Origin of the sequence: Vibrio sp. 99K-1 (assembly GCF_013114585.1) — a bacterium.
Taxonomy (GTDB): domain Bacteria; phylum Pseudomonadota; class Gammaproteobacteria; order Enterobacterales; family Vibrionaceae; genus Vibrio; species Vibrio chagasii_B.
Window position 1 is genome coordinate 69,689 of record NZ_VTXF01000016.1, and the last position, 20,552, is coordinate 90,240.

21 protein-coding genes are annotated in these 20,552 nt (G+C 43.2%); 12 read left to right on the plus strand and 9 right to left on the minus strand.

Translation table 11 applies throughout. The features are described from left to right. Positions 1 to 25 precede the first annotated feature (25 nt). The 5 genes from F0228_RS13925 to F0228_RS13945 all read left to right on the plus strand — a co-directional run bounded on the left by F0228_RS13925 (position 26) and on the right by F0228_RS13945 (position 5,169). The gene (locus F0228_RS13925; RefSeq protein ID WP_105057019.1) at positions 26 to 385 is read left to right on the plus strand and encodes a DUF6559 family protein; all 360 of its coding nucleotides are present in this window, start codon (positions 26 to 28) and stop codon (positions 383 to 385) included. A gap of 419 nt (positions 386 to 804) precedes the next feature. Then, positions 805 to 2,250, plus strand: coding sequence for an N-acetylglucosamine-binding protein GbpA (gbpA, locus tag F0228_RS13930; RefSeq protein WP_171762342.1), 1,446 nt, complete (start codon positions 805 to 807; stop codon positions 2,248 to 2,250). Between the two features lie 380 nt (positions 2,251 to 2,630). After that, positions 2,631 to 4,091 (plus strand): lytic polysaccharide monooxygenase, encoded by a 1,461-nt coding sequence (locus F0228_RS13935; protein ID WP_171762367.1) that lies wholly within the window; start codon positions 2,631 to 2,633, stop codon positions 4,089 to 4,091. A 224-nt stretch (positions 4,092 to 4,315) separates the two neighbouring features. Continuing rightward, on the plus strand, positions 4,316 to 4,495 hold the full coding sequence (locus F0228_RS13940; protein ID WP_105057021.1) for a hypothetical protein: 180 nt from the start codon (positions 4,316 to 4,318) through the stop codon (positions 4,493 to 4,495). Between the two features lie 185 nt (positions 4,496 to 4,680). Then, a complete protein-coding gene (locus F0228_RS13945) occupies positions 4,681 to 5,169 on the plus strand; it encodes a GNAT family N-acetyltransferase (RefSeq protein WP_008217559.1) in 489 nt (162 codons plus the stop codon). A 135-nt stretch (positions 5,170 to 5,304) separates the two neighbouring features. Here the strand turns inward: F0228_RS13945 and F0228_RS13950 are convergent, their stop codons facing one another. Beyond that, the gene (locus F0228_RS13950; RefSeq protein WP_171762343.1) at positions 5,305 to 5,880 is read right to left on the minus strand and encodes a nucleoside triphosphate pyrophosphohydrolase family protein; all 576 of its coding nucleotides are present in this window, start codon (positions 5,878 to 5,880) and stop codon (positions 5,305 to 5,307) included. Between the two features lie 212 nt (positions 5,881 to 6,092). Here F0228_RS13950 and F0228_RS13955 point away from each other — a divergent pair, with 212 nt between their 5' ends. Next, positions 6,093 to 7,160, plus strand: a complete 1,068-nt coding sequence (locus F0228_RS13955; protein ID WP_171762344.1) for a sensor domain-containing diguanylate cyclase — start codon at positions 6,093 to 6,095, stop codon at positions 7,158 to 7,160. Positions 7,161 to 7,187: 27 nt separating this feature from the next. Here the strand turns inward: F0228_RS13955 and F0228_RS13960 are convergent, their stop codons facing one another. Both F0228_RS13960 and F0228_RS13965 read right to left on the minus strand, forming a co-directional pair. Continuing rightward, on the minus strand, positions 7,188 to 7,754 hold the full coding sequence (locus F0228_RS13960) for a DUF1415 domain-containing protein (protein WP_061031463.1): 567 nt from the start codon (positions 7,752 to 7,754) through the stop codon (positions 7,188 to 7,190). A gap of 85 nt (positions 7,755 to 7,839) precedes the next feature. After that, positions 7,840 to 9,039, minus strand: a complete 1,200-nt coding sequence (locus F0228_RS13965) for an MFS transporter (protein ID WP_061031462.1) — start codon at positions 9,037 to 9,039, stop codon at positions 7,840 to 7,842. A 111-nt stretch (positions 9,040 to 9,150) separates the two neighbouring features. Between F0228_RS13965 and F0228_RS13970 the strand changes: the two genes are divergently transcribed. Then, entirely contained in the window at positions 9,151 to 10,023 is an 873-nt protein-coding gene (locus F0228_RS13970; protein ID WP_171762345.1) for a LysR substrate-binding domain-containing protein, read from the plus strand. 683 nt (positions 10,024 to 10,706) lie between these two features. Here the strand turns inward: F0228_RS13970 and F0228_RS13975 are convergent. Beyond that, the gene (locus tag F0228_RS13975) at positions 10,707 to 10,943 is read right to left on the minus strand and encodes a glutaredoxin family protein (RefSeq protein WP_004741645.1); all 237 of its coding nucleotides are present in this window, start codon (positions 10,941 to 10,943) and stop codon (positions 10,707 to 10,709) included. 153 nt (positions 10,944 to 11,096) lie between these two features. Between F0228_RS13975 and F0228_RS13980 the strand changes: the two genes are divergently transcribed. After that, positions 11,097 to 11,594 carry a M48 family metallopeptidase gene (locus F0228_RS13980; protein ID WP_105057025.1) on the plus strand — a complete coding sequence of 166 codons (498 nt, stop codon included), beginning with the start codon at positions 11,097 to 11,099 and terminating at the stop codon, positions 11,592 to 11,594. Positions 11,595 to 11,598: 4 nt separating this feature from the next. Next, positions 11,599 to 12,846: a 23S rRNA (adenine(1618)-N(6))-methyltransferase RlmF gene (gene rlmF / locus F0228_RS13985; protein WP_171762346.1), complete on the plus strand. Its 1,248-nt coding sequence runs from the start codon at positions 11,599 to 11,601 to the stop codon at positions 12,844 to 12,846. Between the two features lie 96 nt (positions 12,847 to 12,942). Here the strand turns inward: rlmF and pilW are convergent, their stop codons facing one another. Together pilW and metA are read right to left on the minus strand one after the other, a co-directional pair. Then, positions 12,943 to 13,683 carry a type IV pilus biogenesis/stability protein PilW gene (pilW, locus tag F0228_RS13990; RefSeq protein ID WP_171762347.1) on the minus strand — a complete coding sequence of 247 codons (741 nt, stop codon included), beginning with the start codon at positions 13,681 to 13,683 and terminating at the stop codon, positions 12,943 to 12,945. Between the two features lie 181 nt (positions 13,684 to 13,864). Then, positions 13,865 to 14,806, minus strand: coding sequence for a homoserine O-succinyltransferase (gene metA, locus F0228_RS13995; protein ID WP_171762348.1), 942 nt, complete (start codon positions 14,804 to 14,806; stop codon positions 13,865 to 13,867). 265 nt (positions 14,807 to 15,071) lie between these two features. Here metA and F0228_RS14000 point away from each other — a divergent pair, with 265 nt between their 5' ends. Both F0228_RS14000 and F0228_RS14005 read left to right on the plus strand, forming a co-directional pair. Next, positions 15,072 to 15,440, plus strand: a complete 369-nt coding sequence (locus tag F0228_RS14000; RefSeq protein ID WP_008217580.1) for an ATP-binding protein — start codon at positions 15,072 to 15,074, stop codon at positions 15,438 to 15,440. 78 nt (positions 15,441 to 15,518) lie between these two features. Further along, the gene (locus tag F0228_RS14005) at positions 15,519 to 15,941 is read left to right on the plus strand and encodes a DUF3859 domain-containing protein (protein WP_105057028.1); all 423 of its coding nucleotides are present in this window, start codon (positions 15,519 to 15,521) and stop codon (positions 15,939 to 15,941) included. A 105-nt stretch (positions 15,942 to 16,046) separates the two neighbouring features. Here the strand turns inward: F0228_RS14005 and F0228_RS14010 are convergent, their stop codons facing one another. Further along, a complete protein-coding gene (locus F0228_RS14010; protein ID WP_116870455.1) occupies positions 16,047 to 17,153 on the minus strand; it encodes a M20/M25/M40 family metallo-hydrolase in 1,107 nt (368 codons plus the stop codon). Positions 17,154 to 17,433: 280 nt separating this feature from the next. On the opposite strand from F0228_RS14010, the gene F0228_RS14015 reads away from it, so the two are divergent. Continuing rightward, positions 17,434 to 19,404 (plus strand): GGDEF domain-containing protein, encoded by a 1,971-nt coding sequence (locus tag F0228_RS14015; RefSeq protein WP_171762349.1) that lies wholly within the window; start codon positions 17,434 to 17,436, stop codon positions 19,402 to 19,404. Between the two features lie 11 nt (positions 19,405 to 19,415). On the opposite strand, the gene F0228_RS14020 is transcribed toward F0228_RS14015, so the two are convergent. Continuing rightward, entirely contained in the window at positions 19,416 to 19,889 is a 474-nt protein-coding gene (locus F0228_RS14020) for a TetR family transcriptional regulator (RefSeq protein ID WP_116870457.1), read from the minus strand. 331 nt (positions 19,890 to 20,220) lie between these two features. Next, positions 20,221 to 20,406, minus strand: a complete 186-nt coding sequence (locus tag F0228_RS14025; protein ID WP_171730631.1) for a hypothetical protein — start codon at positions 20,404 to 20,406, stop codon at positions 20,221 to 20,223. Positions 20,407 to 20,552 lie beyond the last annotated feature (146 nt).

Genomic DNA, 20,552 nt, shown 5'->3' on the forward strand with positions numbered 1-20,552 from the left:
AGGTGTTTTAACATAAGGAGTTGGTGTGCTTCGATACATTCAACGACGCAGAATTAAAAAAGTGATTAAGCTTCTTTCAGCCAAGATGGTAAAGAGCTATGGAAGTCGTGATTTCTTCTCTATCGGACAAGTTGAAACCAGTTCTAAAGAGCTGAGCAAGCGTCAACAACACATTGCATTGGCTTTGTTTGCTGATCCACAAGATCTTGATACTGAATTGCTGCCCACCATTCAATTGCTGAGAAATGATGTCTCTAACGATTTCTTTGGCGGCGAGGACTACAACGCACGCGATATTCTGAATCTTCTGGGAGGTAGTGGTTGGAAGGGCGGCCGCATGGATGATGACATGTCACATCGCATGGGTATGAATAGCCGCTATTAAGGTCTTTTGATATTTATCTCATCCGTTATCGTTCTCGTTAAAATCGTAATTTTGGCGAGAAACTCCTTTTCAAAACTTTCTATTCTTTAAACCTCACCGCCTAAACAAGCCTAAAACTCTTTAAACAACCAGTATTTGATCCAATCTTTTTCTGGGTATACCTCAATTTTTTCAGATATATAAGCGATCCTCTACCTCATGTCACCTTTATTGAGTATCAATTAGGCTTATTGACTAAATAATTCAATCTTCATCACCCATGCTCAAATTGAACGATATGCACTCACTTTATTAATGTTCGAGCCAAGTAACGATTACTGAAGTGTGGCTGTTGGTTCATGCAAGAAAGTCAAATCAGCTAGCAGGACAAGACAAGTAGCCTGCGGCTTGGCAAATAAAGTCTTTAATTTGGAATGGCTATGAGAATAAAAATCGAGAAAACGGCTTTAGCAATCGCTTTGTCTACAGTCTGTGGTGGTGCAATGGCGCACGGTTTTGTGTCACTAAATGACGACGGCAACATTATAAGCCGTGTTGCTTTGTGTCACTTGGAAGACTCAGAGGGACAGCCGAAGAACATGGATTGTGGCAACATACAGTATGAGCCTCAAAGTGTGGAAGGCTTTGATGGCTTCCCGGAAAATGGACCACGTGATGGTTACATCGCCAGTGCTGAAATCGCAATGGCGAGAAACTTAGATGAGCAAACTTCTGAGCGCTGGCAGAAACGCTCAATCGAAGCGGGCTCCCAAGAATTTGAGTGGACATTTAAGGCTAACCATGTAGCAGCTGGTTTTAAATACTACATCACGAAAGAAGGTTGGGACCAAAACTCACCATTGAAACGTGCTTCGTTTGACCTTACACCTTTCTGTGAAGTTGATGGTCATGGAGATATAACACAAGACACGGCTACTCACACTTGTAACGTACCGGTGCGAGAAGGCTATCACGTGATTTTGGCGGTTTGGGATGTTGGCGATACAGATAAGGCTTTCTATAACGCAATTGATGTTGTGTTTGATGGCGATAACTCTCAATTACCGGGTTGGGAAAAAGCAGGCCAGATAATTCCGACTATGAATTTGAAAGAGGGTGATGCGGTATATACACGTGTATTCGATGGATCAGGTGAAAACACATCATTGAGTACCCGAGTCGAGATTGCGAGTAGTGAGTCCGGACAACCAAAGAACTGGTCAAAAGCATTAGCGACCAAAGTTAACCAAGAGCATGACGATATTAAGTCTGGCGTATGGAGTGAAAACGGGTTCGATCCAATTTATGGCGTTAACCCTATATACGTCAATAAAGACAGTAGCATCCAGCGTGTCGAGATAGGCTACGATGTTGAAGTACCTGAACCAGATACATCACTGACTGTTGAAGGGCTAGAGCCTGAATACATCATTGGCGATGAAGCGATGGTTCTCGATCTTACATTGATTGCCGAAGGTGACGCTCAAGCTGAGCTTACTGTCTATAACCATGGGCGTGAGTCACTAGCGCATTGGAGTGGCTTGGTTGAAGATGAAACCTCTGAATCGGTCACGCTACCGCTATCCAAATCTGAGGCTGGTCACCATATGTTAGTGGTGAGTGTTAAAAACAGTGAAGGTAAGCTAGTCGGTCAGCAAACTCTCAATTTCCACTTGGTTGAAGCGAGCACTCCGCCGCCACAACATGATTATGTTTACCCTGAAGGGTTTGGTAGTTATATCGATGGGGATATCGTCCTATTCGAAGGGGAGGGTGTCTATCAATGTTACGGCCCTTGGGCGGCAGAATGTAACAATGAAGCTTACTTACCAGGTGTCGCTGCCGACCCAAATTGGGTGGAGCAGCAATGGGAAAAGTTGGACTAAGATCTCACTCATCTAGCTGATTTAATTCTCTTTTGACTATGATAACCTCAAAGTGGCTTACTCGCTAAGCCGCTTTTTTCTTCACTTTGAATATTGTTTCTACAATCAGGACAGGATACTGAGATCCAATAATTAGAAGCAACATCATCTATCTACAACGCTTTTGTTTGAGTTGTGTGATTCCGATTCCTATCGATATAAAACTCGCTGTTATTGATAAAATTGACGTATATATTTTTCGTTGTTCTTTAAACGAAAAATATAAATCCTTGAACTACAATCCTGATTGATTAGCAGTCATTGGCATTGTTTAGGATAAAATAATAGAGAGTGGGAAAGTGACAACAATAAATCATAATCTTCTTAAAGCTGCAGTAGGTATGGCTTTGCTATCGAGTGTGCCGTCAGTGGCAAATGCTCATGGTTGGTCTGAGTTTCCAAGTGCACGTCAGAACACGTGTTACGAGCAAGGTGGTATTTGGTCGGGTACACCACCAAATGCTGCGTGTGCTCAAGCAAAAGACATTTCTGGTTCATATCCGTTTGTTCAGCGTAACGAATATGCAAAAAATATTCAGGATTTCAACAACATCAATGCTGTAAAAGCAGCGATTCCGGACGGCACGTTATGTTACGCCAATGATTCGCAAAAGCGTGGTATGGGTGCGCCTCATACAGGCTGGACTCGTACCGAGCTAAGCACTGGTACCTTTGAATATGTATTCAACGCGACAGCACCACACAACCCTTCATTCTGGGAGTTCTACCTAACCAAACCAAATGCAGACCTAAGCAAAGGCCTAGCGTGGGGAGATTTAGAGCTTATCCAAGAAGAGGGCAATGTCCCTGTAAATGGCGGTAAATACCGTATCAATGTAAACATTCCTTCGGACCGCTCTGGCGATGCAATCCTGTTTGTGCGCTGGCAACGTAATGATTCAGCAGGTGAAGGCTTCTACAACTGTTCAGACATCACTATTACTGGTGGTACAACTCCTCCACCAGAGCCGGGTCCAGAGCCTGATCTAGTGCGTGGTGATCTGTTTGTTTCAGACCAATTTGGAACGCCAGAAGTTGGCGACACCGTTAAGTACGACATCATCAACAAGTATGGTGAAGTAGCGCGTAGTTTCGACATCGTGATTGATGCAAGCAACGTGAATGATTGGGCTCGCTTGCTTGCTTCAGAGATTAACGGTTGGCACGAAGAGTTTAAAGATGGCGCGGTCTTTATCGGCGACTGGCATGCTGAAATGCAGCACTATATGTACTTCCAAAATGATCCTTCACGTAACTTCTTCAACTCAAAAGATGGCCGTGCATCTGGTCAGTTAACGTTGATTGACGGTGGTGATGGCGGTGTTGAACCGTTGAAAGGCGACATCTACGAACTTGTGAAGAGTGACAATGTAGTGAATGCGGGCGACAAAGTAGTGATTGCAACAAGCGAAGCTGCAAACCTAACTCAGACTCAAGGTTCTGCAGTAAGCATCCAAAACAATGGTACGGCTTCAATTGTGGTTGATACTACAGCGATCACAGCGAACGAAACATTGTCTTTCATTGCTAGCTCTATTGAAAGTGAGAGCGTTGAAACCTTCACATTCGAAGTGATTGCTGATGATAATGGCGTAACACCAGACCCAGATCCAACGCCTGATCCAGATCCGACTCCGGACCCAGACAATGGCACATGGGACTCGTCTAAGGTTTACCTTGGTGGTGAAATCGTGACTTACTCGAACCAGTCATGGAAAGCACAATGGTGGGTTCAGGGCGGTACAAACCCTGAAGCGACCTACGAAAACGACAAGTGGGGCGTTTGGCGTCCAGCTAACTAAGGCCAGTTAACTGCCACCCTGATGAATCCATTAGGGTTGAGTTTATTGTCGTGTAAATGGCGCTACAGAGATGTAGCGCCATTTTTGTTGGAGGCGTTTATTATCTTTTGGCACAAAATGGTAAAACTCTTATTGAGTGAACGACTAAAGTGGTTTCTAACGAAACAAGCGAGCCAAGGCTGAACTCAGCACGCACTACCCAAAATTCGAGAGAGGACTAACTGATGTACGAACTGACACTTATTTTAAGCTTAATGATGGGCGGCAATACGAACACTGCTGAACTGGATGTTGAAACGCAATTTCAGTCTCTAGAGCAATGTAATCAACAAGGTGCTGAGTTGGCAGAACAATTCAAATCGAATGATGTTACCGTTCTTCTCGTTCAGTGTGAACGCGATTGATCAACAAAGCATATCACCTTGTTCAAAGATAAGACCCTCTCGCCTGTATATTTGCTGACTAAATTGTTAAATTTAAAGAATTTTATCTAACCTATTGTTAAATATTTACTATTTGATAGTGTGTCTAGGTGCACATAAAAAGTGTACTTTAGATTTAGTAAAAAATAATAACAGTAGGAGTTGCGATGAGTATTGTAGTGAGACGCTCTGAACCGTCAGATGCAAAGGGAATAAAAGAAGTTTACGAATGCACTAATGCTTATACCGGTACGCTGCAACTCCCAAATCCATCTCTGGAAACTTGGCAAAAACGAATCTCAAATGTTCCAGATAATGTGTACTCTTATGTCGCGTTATTGGATGGAGAAATTGTTGGCAACTTAGGCTTGGAAGTATGTGTAAATCCAAGAAGGCGTCATGTCGCCTCTTTTGGTATGGGTGTTAAAGACGATGTGTTAGGCAGAGGTGTAGGTAGCCAGTTACTCGCAACGGCGATCGACTTGTGTGATAACTGGATTAACATCAAACGACTGGAACTGACCGTTTATACCGATAACGAACGAGCGATCAGCCTGTATAAGAAGTTTGGCTTCGTGATTGAGGGGGAGTCTGCAGGGTTCGCTTTTAGAAATGGCGAATATGTGGCGGCTTATCACATGGCTCGACTAGTATAGCGCTCGGCTTCTAACCACGGCTACAGTTAAAACAGCCAGAGTTATCCAATAGATAATAAAACGCCACGTTACAATAACGTGGCGTTTTCTATTTCAGTCAACTGATGCTTTGAAGCGCTTCAGTTATAACTTTACTTAAGCTGTAAGAGGCTCAAGGTTCGCAGGACGGTAGTGTACCGATTTTAGTACTTTGCCTTGGCGAACCGTTTTACCTTCCGATACAAAATCTTCAGCGCATTTAGCAATGATGTATTCACCTTTTTGAACCGCCATTAGCTGAATGTTCTGCTCAGCATAGAATGCTTCTGTTTCTGCGTATTCTGTTTCATTACGGCATACTTTGCTCATGTTGCTTGAGTGTACTTCGTCCCAGCAAGGTAAGAAGTCAATTGAACGGTTTTTGGCAACGTTCAACAGTAAGTCGATTAAGTAGCTGATCGCTAGGTTGTCTTCTACTTTGGATTGGCCAAGGTGAACCAAACGTCCCATCAAAACATAAACGCTGTCTACAATAGCGTCCGCTTGTTCGATTTTTGAGTCCGCTTCTGCAAGTTCTGTTAGCTCTTCGATCGCTAGAGATGTATGTAGCGTATCGCCTTTTTCGTCCATTGTTTCAGGAGCAGCAACCGGCAGATCAAAAGTACTGCGGAACTCTTTAATGTCGCGGTAAAGGTGATCGTAGATTTCTTGGTTTAGTTGAGAAAGGTTCATATTCCTATCCATTCTGTTTCGTTAATGAACCATTTTAACAAAGGTAGGAATGGGGTGCTAACGCAAAGTGGAAGAACGCGACTTTTATTCATTGGACCAATGAGGTATTTTGCACACAAATCAATTGATTATTATGTTTTTCTACTCTTTACTCTTGTTTATATTAGAAATATTAATGTTGTCATTCACTTAGGCAGCAGTGGGATATCGTTATGCACCAAGCTAGTGAAAGCGAAATTGTTATACGCCGCTTGTATCATATTACCAATGAATATCGAAAAGGCTTCGATAGTCAGATCGCTCAGCTGCTCGCTATGGGGCTCGAACGTTTTGATTTGGATATTGGTATCTTGTCAAAAGTGGACGGTAATACTTACTTGGTCGAGCACTGTGTTACACCTGAAGGCGTTGACCTGAAAAGTGGAGATATGTTCGATTACCGTTCGACTTACTGCGAAATTACATGCAGATCAAACGGTCCGATTTGCATTGAACATTGTGGCGAACACAACACTTATGCGAGGCACCCTGCTTATCAATCCTTCGGCTTAGAGTCTTATATTGGTATTCCTATTTTCGTTGATGAAGAACTCTACGGCACGCTTAACTTTTCGAGTGGTAACCCTTACTACCGCGAGTTTAAAGAGTTTGATATCGATGTGATGAAGCTCATGGCCTCATGGATTGAAGTAGAGCTTGTTCGCAGGCAGCAAGAGAGAAAACTACAAGAGTTAAACGAAAAACTCGAGTATCAGGCGCTTTATGACCCACTGACGCATTTACCCAACAGACGCTTTTTATTTAAAACGTTAAACGCAGAAGTAAAGCAACTTAAGGGTTCTTTAGGCAAAGGAACGTTAGCGGTGGTTGATATTGATTTCTTTAAGTCAGTAAACGACGGCTATGGTCACCAAATGGGTGATGTTGTCCTGAAGAAAGTGGCCAATGTATTAAGTAGTAATGCTCAGCAAGGGGAGTTTGTCGCACGCTTTGGCGGTGAAGAGTTTGTGATTTGGTATCCCAATATTGCTTCAAACTGTGTCGAGGATAAACTCGCTACTTTGCTAGAAGAAGTCAAAAAAATCACTCTAGATCGAACGCCTATCACTATCTCTATTGGCGCTTGCCATTTCGAATTAAGTGCTGGTGAAACACGCAATGAACGAATGTCAGCGTTGGATTCACTGATTAAAGTAGCTGATGAGTGTTTGTATGTTGCCAAAGACAATGGACGAGATCAGTTTGTGTCTCGTCCATATCATCAGCAAAAAGGCACTTAGTTACTGCTGCAGGGGAATACTAAGTGATTAACTAAACAAGTACGGGAACAATTTACGACGCTCTTCTGGTGTTAACGATTCAACTCGAGCGATGTTGGTATCTGGAATGGCTTCAGGATTCGGGTAATGCTTCAACACCTTTTCCATGCTCGCTTCACGAATCAAATGGTAAACCGGGTATGGAGAACGGTTCGTTAAGTTTTCATCGTCTTCTGGATCCGCTCCACCAAAGCAGTAATCTGGGTGGAAGGTCGCCACTTGATAAACCCCTTCCCAATCTTGCTGTTTGATCAAAGCTTCAATCCAATCAATGAACATGTTGTAGTCGAAGAAGTCCTGCAGCATGTTAGGGACAACCACCAGAGTCGTCTCTAATTCAGCGACTGGCGTGTTATCGAGTTCAACAAAATGCGTCATGATGTCTTCCAGCAACGCTTCTTCGGTTTCCGCTTCACTCACAAAGATCTTAATCTGCTTATTACGTTGTGGCTTTGCTGCAAATGGGCACAGGTTTAGACCAATAACAACATCGTCTAACCACTGTTTTACTTGGTCATGGATGGTTTGAAGATCAGTGTTTTGAGTGTTCGACATAACAGGTTCCGAAATGAAATTTTGCGTAGGATATCAGAACGGTTGTTAATCAAAAGCACTAATTGTCTCGAAAATGCTGTTGTTTCTATGCCTCTGCGAGTTTAGATGTCGCTACTTGACGTTGTTTCAGCTGGTAGACCCAAGCAAATATCGCGACATAGAAGACAGAACCTCCCGCAATCACGCCATTCCAACCAAATAACTGCCAGCAGTATAAGAGTAAAAACCCGCCCAAGCTGCCACCAATATAATAGTGTACGAGGTAGAGCGCGGTTGCTGTTGCTTTGGCGCTTGGCGCTTTTTGACTGACCCAAGAGTAGGCTAGGGTGTGCGAGAAGAAAGCTCCGCCACTTATCAGCAATAACCCTGCAAGCATGAACGGAATGTCATCAATTGCGGAGACCAGCATTCCTAGCAAGCTGATACATACACCTAATAGAATTCCGTTTAACGGGTCGAAACGTAGCGTCCATTTGTTAGACAGCTTAGAGCTGACGGTACCTGCCAGGTAGCAGAGAAAGATCAGTGATGCTAAGCCAACAGGGACGGAGTGAGGCTCGGATACCAATCTAAAGCCCATTACTGAATACAGGTTCACAAACAGAGCGAAGTTGGCTCCACCAATCAACATTGCAAGCCACAAGGTACGGTTGCGTAAATGCATCACAACTGAGCGATTATGATGAAAGAACAGCCCTTTTTGCGGCTTGAAGTTTTGCTGGTCTGGTAGTCGATAGGCAATAAATAAAGCGCCTAATAGCGAGCCCACAACAAAGATCAGCACGGTAGCGTGCCAATCGAAATAATCTGTCAGCAAGCCGCCTAACACACGGCCAAAGATACCCCCTAATGAGTTGGCAGCAATATAGCCACCAATCGCGACTGCAAAGGCTTTGGGTGTTAACTCTTCGACCATATAGGCGACAGCGACACCAGCAAAAGCGGCGACCGCAATTCCCATCAATGCTCTAGCAATAACGAGTTGTAACAGCGTCGTGGTGAATGCCATGCCTAAACCAATTACTGGAATCGCAAAAAGGCTAAATAGAATGATAGGCTTTCGACCAAATGACTCTGAAGCGATAGCCCATGGTACTAAGCTAATTGATAACCCAAGTGTGGTTGCAGCAAATAGCCAGTTGATTTGGGTTTCAGACACTTGGAAGTGCTGAGCCATGTGCGGCAAGATAGGTTGAAACACATAAAGATTACAGAAAATGATAAATGAACCAATCGCTAATGATTGAGTGATCCGTTTGTATTGAGTACTGCCTTTATCGAACATTTATCTTGTGCCTATGCGGAATAATTAAGCTGTTTGTGAACAAGTTATCAGCACAAGTTGGATTAAAGAAATATATTAAAAATATCACCTCTATATATTTAATATATCGATATGCTTGAATCAAAACCGCTTCGCCATTTTCTCGCCGTTGCACAGTTTGGGAATTTTACCCAAGCGGCCAAAGCCTTACATATCGCTCAACCTGCCTTGAGCATATCCATTAAAAAACTCGAGCAAACACTTGATTTGATTTTGTTCCGACGCGGAGATAAATCGGTCACTTTGACGGAGGAAGGAAAGGTACTGTTTGAGCATGCCAAGCGAATCGCCCAACAGTTTGATGATGCAGAGCTGGCGATGAACGAATTGAAAGGTTTAGAAAAAGGCGAAGTGCGTTTGGGAGCCCCAAGCATGATGGGGAGCTACTTCTTTCCACAAGTCGTGATGGCGTTCAAAAGCCAGTACCCTAACCTGAAGTTGACGTTGATTGATGCGGGCACTGCATCGATTCGTGAAATGCTATTGAACGGTGAACTCGACATTGGTGTTATCAATCATGAAAATGTACCGGATGACCTAGAAACTGACCACTTGCTTAGCTCTGAAATGTTAGCCGTTGTCGGCAAAGAACATCCGTTAGCATTACAGCCATCTATTACCTTTGAAGAGTTTTTTGAACAAGAGTTGATCATGTTCAAATCAGGGTATTTCCATCGTGACTTTATTGATGCGACTTGTAAAAAATACGATTTAGATATGACCATCGCCTTCGAGACTAACTTACTACCCATGATTCTATCCATAGTAAAAAGGGAGTTCGCCATTACCGCACTGCTTAGCTTGGTGACAGAGTATGAAGAAGACGTTGTTGGTGTGTCATTTAAAGACCCAGTAAAACTTAATCTATCTTTGGCGTGGCGAAAAGAGGGCTATCTGTCTAAGGCTGACAGAACCTTTATCGACTTCGTTAAACAATATGTGTGATTAGTAACATATTAACCCCCACAAATACTTGGGACTAACATCACATTTTTCATGGCATTATGCGACGCAAATCACCATGTGTGACGCGGATATTAACAGTTTCTAATTTACTTGGTATGCATGCCCGTTAAATAATACTAGTACTTTTTGAGTAGGTAGTGAGGGACTATGAAATGTGGGTGTAAGGAGCAAACGTTAATACGAATTCGTAGAACGTTTCTCGACCGAGTGTTAGGAATCAAGGGTCGATATAAATGCAGCAAGTGCGATACTGTCTTTAAAATAAAGGGCTAGGTATTGAGATAAGAGTAATGAGCCCGTTTGAAAATTAAATCGTCGATTATATTATTCTGTGAAAAATGTGTGCCCTACAATATGGTTAACAAGTGGTGACTGGGAGATATTATCTGCCTTTAAATTAATCAATTAGGCAACCCTAGCTCCATGAAATGTAAGTGTAAAGAACGAAGGCTCATTAGAGTTCGCAGAACATCAGTCGACAAAGTTCTCGGTATAAAAGAGAAATACAGATGCGCGTCTTGTAGTGGCGTTCTGAAGGTAAAAGGATAGTGGCGAAAAGGGAAAGGTAGACCTTGGTTTCCGATACTGATAACACAAAGCCCGAATATCTTAGGTGAGATATTCGGGCTTTGTTGTAAAGAGGTATAGCAACTTAAATAGTGTTAAGTGTTTTTTGAGTTATACATCTTATCGAAGTTCTTTTGGTTCCATCCGACCATAATTTGGTCACCGATTTTAAGCACTGGGATAGAGCGAGCGCCCATCGCTTGTAATTCTTTACGGCCGCGTTGCATCTTCGCATTCGTTAAGCGGTAAACAATCTTCTTAGAGTCCAAATATCTTTGGGCATCTTTACAGTGCGGGCATTTGTCTGCCACGTACAATACAACACGTTTCATCTTTACAGTCTCTTTTTGAGTCTAGCTCTTGGTGAATCTCGTTAAAGTGTAACGAATCCTAGGTGATTAGAAAAGTGTGATCAGTTACACTATGCGGCTCAATTTTCGACGTCACAACGTTTTGATGTGACGCAACTTGTACGGTCTTTCAGCATGCATCCTTCATTACGCTACATTCAAGGCTATCCTAAACACATTATCGATCCTGTTACTCAGCTTGTTGAGTCAGGTAAATTGGTGCCGTGGTTTGAAGCTCGTTACCCAAAGAATCATGAAATAAAAAGCGAGAAAGCCCTGTTTGATTATGCGATTGAGATTAAAAATCGCTATATGAAGAAAACACCACCCATTAGTAAAGTGATTTATGATGGCAAGATTCACCTAATCAACAATGCATTAGGTTTGCACTCTTATGTCGCCAAGAACCACGGTGGCAAGATCAAATCGAAGAATGAGATTCGTATCGCCAGTATATTTCGTAATGCCCCTGAGCCTTTGTTGAGAATGCTGGTGGTACATGAACTGGCGCACATCAAAGAGAAAGACCACGACAAAGCCTTTTACCAACTATGCTGTCACATGGAACCGGAATATCATCAATTAGAGTTGGATGCCCGTTTGTTCATGATTTATTTAGATTTAAAGAAGTAGCCCAATGAGCCAATCACAAAAAAGAACCACGCTAAGCCTATCAAAAAACAGTGCTTCTGATAAAAACCGTAACAGTGCGGATTCAAAAGCGACTGGACAGAACAAAGCTAAGCGAGCTTCTGCGAAACCAAGCAACAATAAAGGCGGGAAGGGCAAAGCTCCTTTTAAAAAAGGCACTTCTAATAAGAACGCACCCAAAAGATCGAGCGGCTCTCAAAAGCCAGCTGGATCGAAGCGCACTGGTGGTGCATCACGCAATAAGAATACCGTAAAGCCAGCTGCGGGTTTACACCCAAGAAACCAACATTCAGGACGTTACGACTTTGATTTATTGGTCGCTGCTTTACCAGAGCTAAAATCACACTTAGTTAAGAATCCAGTAGGCGAAGACACGATCAATTTCTCTGATCCACTAGCGGTTAAACTACTCAATAAGGCGCTACTGGCGCATCACTATGGTGTTAAGCACTGGGATATTCCTGCTGGTTATTTATGTCCGCCAATTCCTGGTCGAGCAGATTACATCCACAGAGTGGCAGACATCCTTAATAGCGATGGTCAAGGTGAAGCTTACAACCATCAGTCAGTGAAAGCGCTAGACATCGGTGTTGGTGCTAACTGCATCTACCCAATTATCGGTACCACGGAATACAAATGGCGTTTCACGGGTAGCGATGTTGACCCTGTGTCAGTGAAAGCTGCGAATTTCATTGCTGAAAGTAACGTTAATTTAAAAGGTAAGATCAAAGCACGTTTGCAAGCGGACTCTGAATCTATCTTTAAGGGTGTGATCAAGGATAATGAGCGTTACGATGTCACTATTTGTAACCCTCCATTCCATAGCTCTCTAGAAGAAGCTGAAAAGGGATCACAGCGTAAATTAGACAACCTAGCGGCAAATCGAGCTAAGAAAGCAGGCCAAACGTTCAAACCTGAATCGAAAAAAGCTAAGCAAAATAAGCCAACCTTAAATTTTGGTGGCCAAAAAGCAGAGTTATGGTGTCCAGGTGGTGAAGCGGCATTCATCATGAAAATGGCAAGAGAGAGCCAATTGTTTGCAACGCAAGTGCTGTGGTTCACAACGCTGATTTCGAAGAAAGACAACGTCGATATGATTCGTTCTGAGCTAGGCAAGCTGAGAGCGAAACAAGTGAAAGTGGTTGAGATGTCTCAAGGCCAGAAAGTGAGCCGCTTTGTAGCATGGACCTTTATGGACGACGCGCAAAGACAAGAGTGGATCGCGCTTAAATAACGGTTCACACTTCAAAGTTAGAGAGTCACGTTAACTTTCTTAAATAAAAACGGGCTTGTTGTTCATTCAACAAGCCCGTTTTATATTTTTGAGTGCCTAAGCAGAGAGCAATTCATCCAATTTACTTTGGTACTTCTTCTCAAGCGCGTGGTTTCCTGCTTTCTGCTCGAGGTCGATTAATATTTGAAGCGATGGAACTTGATAGCCATATCGTTGGTGGAACTTGAACAGGCGAAGCCTAGCGTCGTTGTAATCGGCTTCACTCACTTCGATCTTGGATAGCTGCAACATCGACTTTACCCGGTTCGGGTCATGGTCAATGGCGCGGGTAAAGTAGTACTTGGCTTGTTCTGTATTACCTGCCTTAAAAGCACAAAACCCCGCATTCTCATAGCTGGCAGATACTAGATAATAATAGGGCTGATCGATGGCACGGTTAAAGTACTTATCTGCCTGCTCATACTCGCCTTGTTTACACAAAAACGTACCGTAGTTATTCAATACATTCCCGTTTCTCGAATCGAGGCTCAGCGCTTTTCGGTAGGTTGATCTTGCTTCGTCTACTTCGCCCACTTGTTCATAATAATGTGCCATAGAGAGTCGAGCGCGGTAGTAGCTTGGCGCGTGTTTGATAGCAAGCTCTAGGTTTTCACGAGCCCTGACCATATTGCCTTGACCCATGTAACCCAAACCTAATTCAATGCGAGATTCCGACATCGCAATCGGGTCGCTTTCTATTTTCGGTGGTCCCTCTGTTACAGAGACACAGCCAACCAATGAGAGAGATGCAATCAGAGCTGAGAATAGGGGATTTGAAAACAATGACTTGGCAGACATGTGAAGCTCCTTATGAACACCAGACAATCATATGAAATTGATAAGCATAAGGTGGTAAATCTATGGTGGAATGCGACCCACTCTCCATAAAAAAACTGCGTACAACTGGCTTGTTTTCATCGTTAAACGAATCAACAGTTTATTGTACGCAGCTTTCTTTTACTGACTAAATAGCGAATAGTTAATCGTCTTTGGTGAAGTTCTCTTCGCTGAAGTGATCCAAATCGTAAGGCGTTTGTTGGTAAACGCAGTAGTTTAGCCAGTTTGAGAACAGTAAGTGACCGTGGCTGCGCCAGCTCGCGACCGGTTTGTTGTCTGGGTTATTGTTCGGGTAGTAGTTGATAGGGATGACTGGCTCCATGCCTTCACCTAAATCACGGATGTATTCATTGTGAAGTGTATGTGCATCGTATTCAGGGTGACCAGTCACAAATACGTTTCGCTTGTCTTTGGTTGATGCTAGATACACACCAGCGACATCTGAAGTTGCAAGCACATCAAGGTCGGTATGCTCTGCTAGATACTCTGGCGAGAAATCCGCATAACGAGAGTGTGGCGCTAAGAAGGTGTCATCAAAACCACGAAGAATAGGGTGGTAAGGGTTGTGAATCTCGTGGTTGTAAACGCCAGACAGCTTCTCTTTACGAGTACGCTTCGGTAAGTCATACAGCAGTTTCAGGCCCGCTTGAGCAGCCCAGCACACATAGAGAGTCGAGGTAACGTGCTTGTTAGCCCACTCCATGATGGATTTTAGGTGGTCCCAGTAGATAACATCTTCAAACTGAACCAAGCCCAGTGGCGCACCAGTGATGATCAGTCCATCAAAGTTACGGTTTTTGACCATCTCAAATTGACGGTAAAAGTTATCCAAGTGCTCGGTCGGTGTATTTTTACTTGGACGATCATCGATTCGAAGCAGCTCAACATCCACTTGCAACGGGCTATTGGATAGTAGGCGTAAGAATTGAGTCTCGGTTTCAATCTTCTTCGGCATTAGGTTGAGGATCAAGACTCGAAGTGGACGGATTTCCTGTGTCGATGCTCTTGATAGCGGCATAACAAAGATGTTTTCTTCACGAAGAACATCGCTCGCTGGCAATTGGTCTGGAATGCGAATAGGCACAGCTTTCTCCCTAAGCTAGATATGTAGACGTCTATACTTCTAAATCTATAATAGTTTGATGCGCTTGTCGATATACAAAATGGATAGTTGTAAATTATTTGTGTTTTTATCAAGAGAGCACTTAGTCGCCTTATGGTTATTGCCTCTGTTTAACAATGCATAGACAATGTACAAGTGTGATTGATTGCTGATATCGGCAGTAATAAGAGCAACACTCTACTATTTACGATAAACTCATGTTTTTGATTTAAGCCGAAAAACATCAATGAAGTTAATACTCATTCGAGGGCTGCCAGGTTCGGGTAAGTCAACAAAAGCAAAAACTTATGACGCCTTGCATGTCGAAGCTGATATGTATTTTGTTAATGAGCAAGGTGAGTACTGTTTTGACCCCAAACAGCTACAACAGGCCCATGAGTGGTGCCAAAACACCGCTGAAAATGGCCTTAAGAAAGGGAAAGATGTCGTTGTATCGAATACCTTCATCAAGCACTGGGAAATGAAGGCTTATCGCCAACTCGCGCTTAAATACAAGGCGGATTTAGTGATTGAAGTTTGCCGAGAGAACTACGGCACTATTCACGACATTGAACCATCAGTGCTCAAGCGCATGGCGAGAGATTGGCAAGAGTAGCTCTACTCTGATGTCACTCTATAGACTGGGTAACCCCTCGTATTAAACTAACAAAACAATTCCAAGGTAACGATTGAAATGGCAAAACGCTCTGTCGTCGTAGAGATGACTTCTTACGGTATTTACACCACGTGGGATTCTAAGTCTAAAGACCTACCTAAAATACAAGAGTTTACCACCACCGTTGACGCTGAAATCGACGTCGAGTTTGGCTATATCTTGAATATCAAAAAAGCCAAAGGCGAAAAAATCCGTTACTGCATTTATCACCCGGATATCACAACTGACAAAGGCGAAGTGCTTGAGCCGTTCGATGGTGAAGAGTACGTCGGCAATAACGATTGGGATTTCTACCTAGGCGACACCATTTGGGCGCCAGTCTCAAACAAGATTGGTAAATGGCGCATGACGGTCGAACTCAAAGGCAACATCATCGCAGACAAGACATTCGACCTAGTAGCAAAAGACGAAGGCCAGTTCTGGAAGCGCAGGGGGTTCTAGCCTCGAACTTCTAGACAAATTTGAACTACAAAAAAGCCGAGTCTTATAGAACTCGGCTTTTTGACATTAGCTAGGTGACATTCTTTATCTAGCTTAGAAGTAAGATTATTGTGTTACGTAAGCCACAACAAACTCAGTGATAGCAACCATGTCTTTCACTGCGATGTACTCTTCAGTAGTGTGAACCTTCGCCATGCCAGTAGATAGGTTAACCGTAGTTAAACCTTTCGCATTGAAGTTGTTTGCATCGCTACCGCCGCCAGTGCGTTTGGTGTTTGCGGTTACGCCAAGTTTCTCGAATGCCGATTTGATAGAAAGAATGTGCGGATGATCGTCTGCAATAACGAATGCATCGTAAGCACGAGTTGATTCGATTTCTACCTCAGCACCGAATTGCTTTGCGCTTTCTTCGAATGTCGAGATCATGTGTTCAACTTGTGCAGTTAGCTTTTCGCCGTTAAGAGAGCGCGCTTCAGCAACCACTTTTAGTTCTGGCATAACGATGTTAGTCGCTTGACCACCTTCAACAATACCCACGTTCGCAGTTGTTTCTTCATCGATGCGAAGTAGGTTCATCTTAGTGATAGCGTCTGCTGCTACTTGAATTGCACTGATGCCTTCTTCTGGTGCTAGACCAGCGTGAGCAGGGCGACCTTTGATCGTAGCAACGATTTTTTGTTGGCCTGGTGCTGCGTTTACGATAGTGCCGATTGGGCCGCCTGTATCAAGAACGATAGCGTGCTCAGATTGAATGTAAGACATATCGAAGTTCAAAGAACCGAATAAACCGCCTTCTTCGAACACTGTGAATGCAATTTCAATTGTTTTGTGTGCCTGACCTTCAGCTTGAATGCAGCGAACGGCTTCCATGATAGCCGCAATGCCAGACTTGTCGTCGCCGCCAAGGATCGTGTTGCCCTTTGAACGGATGATGCCATCTTCGATGATTGGCTCAATGCCGATACCCGGTGTTACTGTGTCCATGTGACAGCTGAATACCGTGCTACCCGGTAGGGTGCCGTCTAAACGCGCGTAAATGTTGAAGCCATTGGATACTTCTTCAGGAACTGCCAGTTTGTGAACGTCAAACCCTAGTTCGCCTAACTGCTCAGCGAGTGCTTCTGCAATTGCCTTTTCGTTGCGTGATTCACTATCGATTTTCACAAGATCACAGAAATGGTCGACTAGACGTTGTTCATTAATTTGGGTCATTGTTAATTCTCATTATGTTTCCGCTCTTTCCTTAGAAGTCACGGCTATAGGAACAGGAAAATCACTATAACGCCTTTTTGTAGGATGATTGCCTGAGTTAAATCAAGAAAACCGCCTGATTATTTCAGATTATGAGAAAAACAAGATCCAGTTCTATAAGTTGACAACATTTTAATCTGTATATTGCTCGGGTATACTGCGAACCGGAATTAACTATGCAGAAACTAAGAAAACTGCGCAAATAGTAAGAGAACTATGCGACTGATAATGGCACTTATAAATGAATAAAAACAATGTATTAGGGTCATTCCTGCTTGTTGTTACAATGAGTGCTGTTCTAGGCTTCTTTCTGCTGTATCCAATCAACGATGTGGATTTGACTAACACTCAAGTCAACGAACCCGCTGTTTACACCCCAGAAAAAGAACTTTCTAAAACAGAATATGGAAAAAAGCTAATTCATATTCTCGATTTGTCTCGAAGCGATCCCCTATTCGCTGATAAAGCGCTGGCTCAACTACCTCGGCTGCATCCAACAAGAGACTTGGCCATCTACAAAGCGTACCGTCTTATGATATTGACGAACGTGGCGCAACATCAGCAAGACACTAAAGCGGTGATGGGATATTTAGACGAGATCAACAACCTTGCTGAACAAGAAGGTATGTTGTGGTTGAAATCGCAGTCATTGGTTGAATCTGCAATTGAATATCTTAAAGAGGGCGACCTTGCAGCATCTGAAATTCAGATTCGTTCCGCTATCGGGATTGCAGAGTCGATTCGTTACGATGAGCTATTGGTCAAAGCTTACAACACGGCGGGTGCAATTAATAATGTGCGTAATGACCTTCAAGATGCGCAGTATTTCTTCCATAAAGGGTTACAACTAGGGAAGAAGTACCCTAAGCATATTTATAACAGCAAGCTCATGTCGAACATGGCTTTGCTTTACATCTACTTAGAAGATTGGCCGAAAGCACTAGGCATTCTAGAAAAAGCCAAAAAGCTCTATTTTGACAGTGGTCTATTTGAAGATGAAGCTATTGGCATCCTTTATATCAACGAATCGTTCAGTTACTTAAGTAGTGGTGATTTAATCAACGGTCGTATTGCTTATGAAAAGGCAGAAGCGCTCAACAGCGATAAAGTGAGCAATCGATATAAAATACTCGTACTAAGAGCGTACAGTGAAGTGCTGCTTGCGGAAGGAAACTTAAACGCAGCACTTACTGTTGCCAACCAGTGCCTTGCTTCAACCGGTATTGAAAAATACACGCTACAGAACGGTCAGTGTTATCTGAATCGCGCCTTGGCAAAAATAGGCCTCAACCAAGACGAAGCGATATTGGATGACCTAAAGCGAGCTTTTGCCATGTTTGAGTTAGTCGGCAGTCGTAGTTGGAAAGTTCTAGCACTTAAAACGCTTGGAGAATACTACGAATCTAAGGGCGATCTAGAAACGGCATTGGATTATTTCAAACAGTATTACCACGGTAACAAAGCGCTGCTCTTTGACAAGCGACAGAGTGACATTTTCCTTTTAGAACAAGATTATGCAACCACGGCGCTTGCTCAAGAGAATGAATTACTCAATACTGAGAAAGACCTCAACGAGCTATTGCTCGAAAAACAGCAACTAAGAAATCGTATTGTGGTGGCGTTAGGTATCATGGTGGGTATCAGTGCGGTTTTATTAATGGTGAGACTGAGAGCAATTCAAAGAACGAACGATGCACTGCTAGCTCAATCTACCACGTGTGAACTCACAGGTTTGTACAACAGACGCTATTTAGAAAAGCTGCTGACGAGCTCTACGCCATTTAACGGTAACTCATTTGGCACCAGCTTAGCTATCTTGGACTTAGACTATTTTAAGCAAGTGAACGACACTCATGGACATGATGTCGGTGACCAAGTGCTGGTGGAAGTGGCGAGACGCATCCAACAACACCTATTCTCAAATGATGTGGTTGCTCGTTGGGGAGGAGAAGAGTTTGTGTTGTTGCTTTCTGGCTCTCTGGCCCCACAGCAGCAGTTAGACATCATCCGCTTGGCGATTGCACAAACCCCGATCGATACGCCGTCGGGGCCTTTAGACATCACGACTTCAATTGGCGCTTCGGTGAGTATTGCGAATGATCAGCTCAATCGCGATACCTATAAAAAGCACCTTAAAGTCGCCGATGATGCGCTGTACCAAGCAAAAGAATCTGGTCGAAACAGAGTGGTTTGTGTAGCAAGTGCGAAGTAATGGGCTTTTCTCTATGTCCTATCGTGTATGGCAATATGTACAAGGCTAACGCCCAATAAACGCTCGACTTGCTTGTTCGCTTGTGTTCCTACGTGAGAAGTAACCACCTTAACGAGGTTATCCATCAAGCGTTGAGAGAAAGAGCAATGTTCAGAACGGATAACCGAGTGGTGAAATACCAATTTGAGAATCGCGGTAAACTCACTGTTCAGAAGTGCTCTCTGCCATGAACGTTCCAATGCTTCGCTTCCTTCATTTATCACTAAACGATCAATCAAGAGTTTTAAGAATCGTCCTTCCAGGGCGATCAGAAAGTCAGTCTTCTTGGGGAAGTGGTGGCTAATCCCTGTTCTGGATATCTGCGTCGCTTGGCTGAGCGTGGTATAAGACATATTTTGATATCCGACTGTGAGTAATTGGTGACAGCTGGTATCGAGGATGAGTTGGATAGTTCGACAGGTGTCGACCTTACTGCGCTTAGCCATTCTATGAGAGCCTTTAACTGGAAATCAGAGTAAAGCATACCTCTATATGAAATATCATTCTATATATTGAACTGCTCAATAGTGGAAAACTTAGATTTAAATTTTGCACTTATCTCGTAATTTTACATTTATAGCCTTCAGGGCGATTAAGTTTGGTATAACCTGTTGGCTTTTACAAAATGGCCGGGTAGTCAGTAAACGCAAGATAAACAAAAGCCACTCTGATCTTGATTAGATAGAATGGCTTTAAGTGTTGCTATCGCTGATACAAAAATGTGAAAGAGAGGTGTGGGGCGATTAGCGTCTTTAGCTATGTAACTGGGTGGGTGGATTACTTCGCTATACCTTGTAGCATCTCAACCAGCTCGCCTTCAGTGCTTGGCTCTTTAGCAAGTTCGATTACTGCTGAAGATCCACCTTTGAGCATATAGGCTTGAGTCCCACAGTGATCATAGTGGAACCATTTACCATCTACACATACGTCGGTATAACATCTTGGGTCTTGTTTGAGTTCCATATCAATTTCCTTATTAACATTTGGCTAACGTTTTTTAGGCTAATTGATCACAAAATGCTGGGAATTGATCTAGATCAATTCAGGGCTTGAATCGTAGAAGAATATTCAAATTGTTGAGCTGTGTCGAGGCACTAAAATTTACAAAC